General features: G+C 68.8%; 6 protein-coding genes. 1 reads left to right on the forward strand and 5 read right to left on the reverse strand.

The genetic code is table 11. From position 1 onward, the window contains the following. Positions 1-11: 11 nt before the first annotated feature. The gene (gene lysA, locus FFS10_RS22355; protein ID WP_137896804.1) at positions 12-1286 is read left to right on the forward strand and encodes a diaminopimelate decarboxylase; all 1275 of its coding nucleotides are present in this window, start codon (positions 12-14) and stop codon (positions 1284-1286) included. Positions 1287-1293: 7 nt separating this feature from the next. Here the strand turns inward: lysA and msrQ are convergent, their stop codons facing one another. From msrQ to FFS10_RS22380, 5 genes are all read right to left on the reverse strand, one after another. Continuing rightward, complete coding sequence (gene msrQ / locus FFS10_RS22360) at positions 1294-1950, reverse strand: protein-methionine-sulfoxide reductase heme-binding subunit MsrQ (RefSeq protein WP_137896805.1); 657 nt, start codon at positions 1948-1950, stop codon at positions 1294-1296. Then, entirely contained in the window at positions 1919-2917 is a 999-nt protein-coding gene (msrP, locus tag FFS10_RS22365; protein WP_137896806.1) for a protein-methionine-sulfoxide reductase catalytic subunit MsrP, read from the reverse strand. Before msrP ends, msrQ begins: the two co-directional genes overlap by 32 nt. Before the next feature lie 64 nt (positions 2918-2981). Continuing rightward, positions 2982-4307: a c-type cytochrome biogenesis protein CcsB gene (ccsB, locus tag FFS10_RS22370; protein ID WP_137896807.1), complete on the reverse strand. Its 1326-nt coding sequence runs from the start codon at positions 4305-4307 to the stop codon at positions 2982-2984. Between the two features lie 4 nt (positions 4308-4311). Further along, positions 4312-6426, reverse strand: a complete 2115-nt coding sequence (locus FFS10_RS22375) for a cytochrome c biogenesis protein ResB (RefSeq protein ID WP_137896808.1) — start codon at positions 6424-6426, stop codon at positions 4312-4314. Between the two features lie 178 nt (positions 6427-6604). Continuing rightward, on the reverse strand, positions 6605-7228 hold the full coding sequence (locus FFS10_RS22380; protein ID WP_137896809.1) for a c-type cytochrome: 624 nt from the start codon (positions 7226-7228) through the stop codon (positions 6605-6607). Positions 7229-7322: the final 94 nt, after the last annotated feature.

Genomic DNA, 7322 nt, shown 5'->3' on the forward strand with positions numbered 1-7322 from the left:
CCCAACACCCGATGACCCCCAACGCACTGCCCGGCCAGCCCCATGTCGCCTACCGGGGCGACCAGCTCTTTGTCGAGGACTGCTGCCTGAGCGAACTGGCCGAGCGCCACGGCACGCCGCTGTTCGTCTACTCCAAGGCCGCCATGCTGGCGGCGCTCGCCGCCTACCAGCGCGGCTTTGCCGGCCGCAAGGCGCAGATCTGCTACGCGATGAAGGCCAATTCCTCGCTGGCCGTGCTGCAGGTCTTCGCCCAGGCCGGCTGCGGCTTCGACATCGTCTCCGGCGGCGAGCTGCAGCGCGTGCTGGCCGCCGGTGGCGACCCAGCCAAGGTCATTTTTTCGGGCGTGGGCAAGACCCGCGCCGAGATGCGCGAGGCGCTGGCGGCCGGCATCGCCTGCTTCAACGTCGAGAGCGAGGCCGAGCTCGAGGTGCTCAGCGAGGTCGCCCAGGCCGCAGGCCAGAAGGCGCCGGTCAGCATACGCGTCAACCCGAACGTGGACCCCAAGACCCACCCCTACATCTCCACCGGACTCAAGGGCAACAAGTTCGGCGTGGCGCACGAGCGCACGCTCGAAACCTACCGGCGCGCCGCCGCCCTGCCCGGGTTGCGCGTGGTCGGCATCGACTGCCACATCGGCTCGCAGATCACCGAGACCACGCCCTACCTGGACGCCATGGACCGGGTGCTGGACCTGGTCGAGGCCATAGAGGCGGACGGCATTCCCATCCACCACATCGACTTCGGCGGCGGCCTGGGCATAGCCTACAACGGCGACCAGCCGCCCGCGGCCGATGCGCTGTGGGCCCAGCTGCTGGCCCGCCTGGACGCGCGCGGCTTCGGCGATCGCCAGCTCATGATCGAGCCGGGACGCTCGCTGGTCGGCAATGCCGGCGTCTGCCTGACCGAAGTGCTCTACCTCAAGCCCGGCGAGCAGAAGAACTTCTGCATCGTCGACGCGGCCATGAACGACCTGCCGCGCCCGGCCATGTACGAGGCCTTTCACCAGATCGTGCCGCTGGCGCCGCAGGCCGGCACGCCCACCACCTACGACGTGGTCGGCCCGATCTGCGAGAGCGGCGACTGGATAGGCCGCGAGCGCGCGCTCAGCGTCGCGCCGGGCCAGCGCCTGGCCGTGCTGTCGGCGGGCGCCTATTGCATGAGCATGGCCAGCAACTACAACACGCGCGGCCGCGCGGCCGAGGTGCTGGTCGACGGCAGCCAGGCCCACCTGATCCGCAGCCGCGAAAGCGCCGCCGACACCTTCCGCCACGAGCACCTGATTTGAACGCCTTTCAGCCGCGCGCGCGCCCGCGCACGACGTGCCAGACGCGCCAGCCCAGCAGCAGGCCCAGGATGGCGGCGTAGACGGCGACCTCGTTGAAGTCGTTCTTGCCCGCGCGCATCCAGAAGAAATGCAGGATGGCCAGGCCGGCGATCGCGTAGACCAGCTTGTGCAGACGCTGCCAGCGCGCGGCGCCCAGCCACTTGATGGCGCGGTTGAACGAGGTCGCGGCCAGCGGCGTGAGCAGCAAGAAGGCCGAGAAGCCGACCAGGATGAAGGGCCGCTTGGCGATGTCCTTGGCGATCTCGGGCACATCGAAGCCCATGTCGAACCAGCTGTAGCTCAGCAGGTGCAGCAGCACGTAGAAATAGGTGAACAGGCCCAGCATGCGCCGAAAACGCGCCAGCGCCGCCTGGCCCGTGATCACGCGCAGCGGCGTCACGGCCAGGGTCAGGCAGAGAAAGCGCAGCGTCCAGTCGCCGGTGGCGCGGATCAGGTGCTCGGCCGGGTTGGCGCCCAGGCCATCGGTCAGCGCCCCATAGAACAGCCAGGCGAAAGGCAGCAGGGCCAGCGCCAACACTAGCGGCTTGGCCGCCCGGTGCTGCAGCGCGCCGACGCGCTTGGCGGGACGCGCCTCAATAGAACTTCTTGAGGTCCATGCCCGCATAGAGCTGGCCGACCTGGGCCTCGTAGCCGTTGAACATCAGGGTCTTGCGCTTCTTGGCGAACAGGCCGTCCTCGCCGATGCGCCGCTCGCTGGCCTGGCTCCAGCGCGGATGGTCGACGCCGGGGTTGACGTTGGAGTAGAAGCCGTACTCCTGGGGCGCGGCCTTGCTCCAGGCGGTGCGCGGCTCCTGGTCGGTGAAGCGTATCTTGACCAGGCTCTTGGCGCTCTTGAAGCCGTATTTCCAGGGCACGACCAGGCGCAGCGGCGCGCCGTTCTGCTTGGGCAGCACCTCGCCATACATGCCGAAGGCCAGCAGGGTCAGCGGGTGCATGGCCTCGTCCAGCCGCAGGCCCTCCACATAGGGCCATTCGAGCACGCGCGAGCCCACGCCGGGCATGGTCTTGGGGTCGGCCAGGGTGACGAACTCGACGTACTTGGCGCTGCCCAGCGGTTCCACCTTGCGGATCAGCTCGGCCAGCGAGTAGCCGACCCAGGGGATCACCATGGACCAGCCCTCGACGCAGCGCAGGCGGTAGATGCGCTCCTCCTGCGCGGACAGCTTGAGCAGGTCTTCCAGGCCGTAGCTCGCCGGCTTCTTCACCAGGCCTTCGACCGCCACGGTCCAGGGCGAGGTCTTGAGCTGCTGGGCTTGGCGCGCCGGGTCGGACTTGTCGGTGCCGAACTCGTAGTAGTTGTTGTAGCTGCTCGCGTCCTGGTAGTCGGTCAGCTTTTCCATGGTCACCGCGCCGGCCACGGCCGACTTGGCCCCGGCCAGCGGCGCCAGCTTGCCCGGCCGCGCGACGCCCTGCGCCAGCGCGTCGCGCGCGGCCCAGGACGCCAGCGCCGCGCCGGCCAGGCCGCCGGCCATGAGCCGCATCAGCTCGCGCCGGCCCTGGTAGACGCCATGCGGCGTGATCTCGCTGGATTGGGGATGGACGAAGCCGTCGCGGTCAGACCGGATGATCATGGTGCAGTCCTGGTGGTTGCTGGTATTGGGACTGCCGCGATTCTGGCAAAGTTCCTGCCGAAGATCAGAGCGTGCCGTAGCTGTGCAGGCCGCTCAGGAACATGTTGACGCCGATGAAGGCGAAGGTGGTCACGGCCAGGCCGGCCAGCGCCCACCAGGCCGCCAGGCCGCCGCGCAGGCCCTTCATGAGGCGCATGTGCAGCCAGGCCGCGTAATTGAGCCAGACGATCAGGGCCCAGGTTTCCTTCGGGTCCCAGCTCCAGTAGCCGCCCCAGGCCTCGGCGGCCCAGAGCGCGCCCAGCACGGTGGCAATGGTGAAGAAGGCGAAGCCCACGGCGATGGACTTGTACATCACATCGTCGAGGATTTCGAGGGCAGGCAGGCGGGCGGCGATGCGCCGGCGCCCCAGCAGGATGCCCGCGGCGATCAGCGCCGAGAGCACCGCATAGCCCACCCAGTAGCTGCCGCCCGCCTCGGCCACGCCGCGCTGGCGAAAGGCGATGGGCACGAAGCACAGCGCCGCACCCAGCAGCCAGATCGGCGTCAGCTTGTACCAGCGGGTTTCGTTGGCCTGCTGCTTGATCAGGTAGGCGAAGGCCACCATGGCCGCCAGGGCGAAGGTGCCGTAGCCGATGAAGTTGGCCGGCACATGCAGCTTCATCCACCAGCTCTTGAGCGCCGGCACCAGGGGCTGGATCTCGTGCGCCTCGCGCACCAGCGTGTACCAGAGCAGGAAGCCCACGGCCGCGCTGACCACCAGCATCACGAAGGCGCCGAGCGCGCGCGTGCGGTACTGCGCCTCGTAGTAGAGGTAGAAGGCCGCGGTCAGCCAGCAGAACAGCACGAACACCTCGTAGAGGTTGCTGACCGGGATATGGCCGATGTCCGGGCCGATCTGGTGGCTCTCGTACCAGCGCACCATGCTGCCGATCAGCGCCATGGTCACCGCGGCCCAGGCGATCCTGGAGCCCAGGCCCTCGAGCGCGTCGGCCTGGCCGCGCGCGAACATGCCCAGCCAGTAGAACACCGTGCTCATGAAGAACAGCATGCTCATCCACAGGATGGCCGACTGGCTGGACAGGAAGTACTTGAGCCAGAACACGCTGTCGGCGCGCGCCAGGTCGCCGCGGTAGGAGCCTATGGCCAGCAAGGAGAAGGCCGCCACCACCAGCATCAGGTTGCGCAAGGGGCGCCAGAACCAGCCCAGCCAGACCAGGCTGGGAACGGCCGCGACCAGGATGGCTTTTTCATAGCCGTCCATCGCGGCGCTGTAGCGCGAGAAGGCGAACAGCGCGCCGGCCAGCACCAGGGCGGCGAAGGCCCAGTCGGCCCAGTTGCGCCGCGAGAAATAGCCCGGCTGCAGATCCAGGGAGGGGATTGTCGTGCTCATGCGCTCACTCCTTTGCGCCAATCAATTGGTCCTTGAGCCGTGCGAACTCGCGGTCGCCGTCCAGCGTGCGGCGGTTGCTCGACAGCGCCATGCGGGCCTGGGCCCCTGCGCCGCCCTCCGCAGGCGCCAGCCAGACCCAGAGCCGGCGCTCGCGCACGTAGAGCATGGCGAACACGCCCAGGATCAGCAACAGGCAGCCCAGGTAGACCACCGTCTTGCCCGGCGCGCGCGCCACCTGGAACACGCTGGCCTGCACCTGGGTGAAATCCTTGAGCTGCAGGGCCATGGGGGCCGGGTAGAGCTGGGCGTCGCTGAGCGCCAGCACGGCCTGGGTCATGTAGCCCTGGGTCTTGTCGCCCGGCACCAGGGGCTTGAGCCCCGCCCGCTCGCGCGCCAGGCCGTCGAGCTCGAACAGCACGCCGCTCAGGATGCGGATCAGCACCTCGCCGGCACGGCCGCGCTCGGCCTCGGGCACGTTGGCCTCCATGAAGTCGGCCACGGCCTGCAGGCCGGCGCCCTTGCGGCCCGGGACGGCCTCCACGCCGGCGAACAGGGCCAGGGCGCGCGTGGCCGAGACCTTGAGCTGCTCGGCCAGTTCGGGCCGCGCCGGGTCCACCGCCTTGGCCACGTAGCGCTGCACCGCGCGCTCGCGCAGCGCCGCGTCGTCGAGTGCCGCGCGCAGGCGCAGGAAGCCCTGCATCTCGCCCTGGTCGTCGGCCGGCACGCGCAGGTAGCGGAAGGGCTCGGCCGGCGTCTCGCGCACGCCGAGCAGGAACACCGGCACGCCGTCGCCCATGTCCACCGGCAGCATGTAGTTGTTGAACTCGCGCGCCTGGCCCGCCGCGTCGCGCAGCTTGTAGCTGACGCTGGGGCCGATGTTGCGCAGCGCCTTCTTGGTCACGGTCTTGTGGCCGGCGCCCAGGCGCTCGTCGAGCGCGCTGCGCAGGTCGACCTTGCGCACGTCCACCGCGCCGCCGAGGCCGGCGAAGTTCTCGACGTTGATCACGCGCAGGGCCGTGTACTCGAGCGTGAGCTTCTCGTTGTCGTTGCTCAGTTCGGTCGAGCCGCCGATCACGCCCTCGACCTCGAACGGCCGGGTCGCCGCGCGCATCGGCAGGGCCTGCAGCTTCACGCGCGAGCCGCCGTCGTCGAAGCTGGACTGGTAGATCTCTATGCCCTTGAAGCTGGCCGGGTGGTTGACCTCGACGCGGGCCTCGCGCTTCTCACCGGTGGCCTTGTCGTGGATCACCACGTCGCTGGCGAACAGCTTGGGCATGCCGGTCTCGTAGTACTCGACGATGAACTTCTTGAGCTCGATCGCGAAAGGCAGCTCCTGCAGCAGGATGCCGTCCGACTGGCTGAGGATGGCGATGCTGGACTGCGTGCCCTCGGCCACCATCAGGTTGCCGCGAAAGGTGGGGTTGCGCTCGGACAGGCGGTGCTCGGGCTTGACCTCGGCGATCAGCCCGCCGCCGGCGTAGGGGGTCTTGCCGCCCAGCCACATCTGGGCGCGCACGATCAGGTCGCCGTCGAGCAGGCCGCCCAGGCAGACCAGCACGATGGCGCTGTGCGCCGCGAGGTAGCCGAGCTTGTTGGCCGCACCGGCCTTGGCCGCGACCATCCAGCCCGGACCGGCCGGGGTCTCGCGCGGCTGCAGCCGGACCTTCCAGCCGGCGCCGCCGAGCTGGCCGCCGATGCGCCGCGCCGCCGCCTCGGGTACCTCGGCCAGCGCCGCCTGCGCCTTGTGGTGAAAGGCCAGCAGGCTCTGCTCGCGGATGTTTTCCTTGTAGGCCTTGAGGTCGACCAGGATCTTGGGCGTGTTGCGCGCGATGCACAGCGAGGTGCTGACGACCAGGAAGGCCAGGATCAGCAGGAACCACCAGGCGCTGTAGACCGCGTAGAGGTTCAGCGCGCCGAACAGCTGGGCCCAGAAAGGCCCGAACTGGTTCACGTAATTGACGAAGGGCTCGTGCTGCTTGAGCACGGTGCCGATCACGGCGGCGATGCAGATGACCGTGAGCAGCGCGATCGCGAAGCGCATCGACGACAGCAGTTCCAGGCCTGCGCGCAGGGCGCGCGATCCGGATCTGGCTTCAAGGCCCTGGGAGGAGACGGTCATGCGTGAATGTCGGTGGCGGCAAGAAAAAAGGCGGGTCTTCTGACAAGACCCGCCTTGCTATGGAGTGTGAATTCCGGACGGGGTTCCATGCCCAGGCGGCACCGCCCCGTATTTTCAGGCCTAAGCGCCGGGCCGCCCGGGATGTCCCGCCAGCCCGCCAGGTTGTTCCGGTCCCGGCTCAGCGCAGACCGGCGATGTAGTCGGATACCGCCTTGATCTCGCGGTCGTTCATCTTGGCGGCCACGGCGCTCATCTGGGCGCTGTTCTTGCGCGCGCCTTCGCGGAACGCGATCAGCTGGGCCGTGGTGTAGTCGGCATGCTGGCCCGACAGGCGCGGGTACTGCACCGGCAGGCCGGCGCCGTTCGGGCTGTGGCAGCTGGCGCAGGCGGCGATCTGGCGATCCGCGATGCCGCCGCGGTAGATGCGCTCGCCCAGGGCCACGCTGTCCTTGTCCTTGGCGAAGCCCGGCTTGGCCTTCTTGGAAGCCACCCACCAGGAGATGTTCTTCATGTCGTCTTCGCTGAGCTGGGCCGCGAAGCCGCTCATCACCGGGTTGGCGCGCTTGCCCGACTTGAATTCCTGCAGCTGCTTGACCAGGTATTCCGGATGCTGCTGGGCCAGCTTGGGGTTGACCGGCGTGCCGGAGTTGCCGTCGGCGCCGTGGCAGGCCGCGCACACGGCCGTGAAGCTGGCCTCCCCCTTGGCGAGGTCGGGCTTGGCGGCCTTGGGGGCGGCGTCCGAGGCAGCGAAGGCGGAGGCGGCCACCAGGGCGGTCATCAGGAAAGAGACAAACGACTTCATGACGGGGGATTTGGTTTGAGTTGGCGCAGAACCCGGGGATTCTACAATGCCGGCCGGGGCCCTCTCCCCGTAAACTCTGGACCCCGCATGAACC

This window comes from Ramlibacter sp. 2FC (assembly GCF_005503345.1).
Taxonomy (GTDB): Bacteria; Pseudomonadota; Gammaproteobacteria; order Burkholderiales; family Burkholderiaceae_C; genus SCMQ01.

What these genes read in the sequence shown, in the direction of transcription:
- lysA (WP_137896804.1), top strand. Translation starts at nt 12, where the DNA reads ATGACCCCCAACGCACTGCCCGGCCAGCCCCATGTCGCCTACCGGGGC.
- msrQ (WP_137896805.1), bottom strand. Translation starts at nt 1,950, where the DNA reads ATGCGGGCATGGACCTCAAGAAGTTCTATTGAGGCGCGTCCCGCCAAG.
- msrP (WP_137896806.1), bottom strand. Translation starts at nt 2,917, where the DNA reads ATGATCATCCGGTCTGACCGCGACGGCTTCGTCCATCCCCAATCCAGC.
- ccsB (WP_137896807.1), bottom strand. Translation starts at nt 4,307, where the DNA reads ATGAGCACGACAATCCCCTCCCTGGATCTGCAGCCGGGCTATTTCTCG.
- FFS10_RS22375 (WP_137896808.1), bottom strand. Translation starts at nt 6,426, where the DNA reads ATGACCGTCTCCTCCCAGGGCCTTGAAGCCAGATCCGGATCGCGCGCC.
- FFS10_RS22380 (WP_137896809.1), bottom strand. Translation starts at nt 7,228, where the DNA reads ATGAAGTCGTTTGTCTCTTTCCTGATGACCGCCCTGGTGGCCGCCTCC.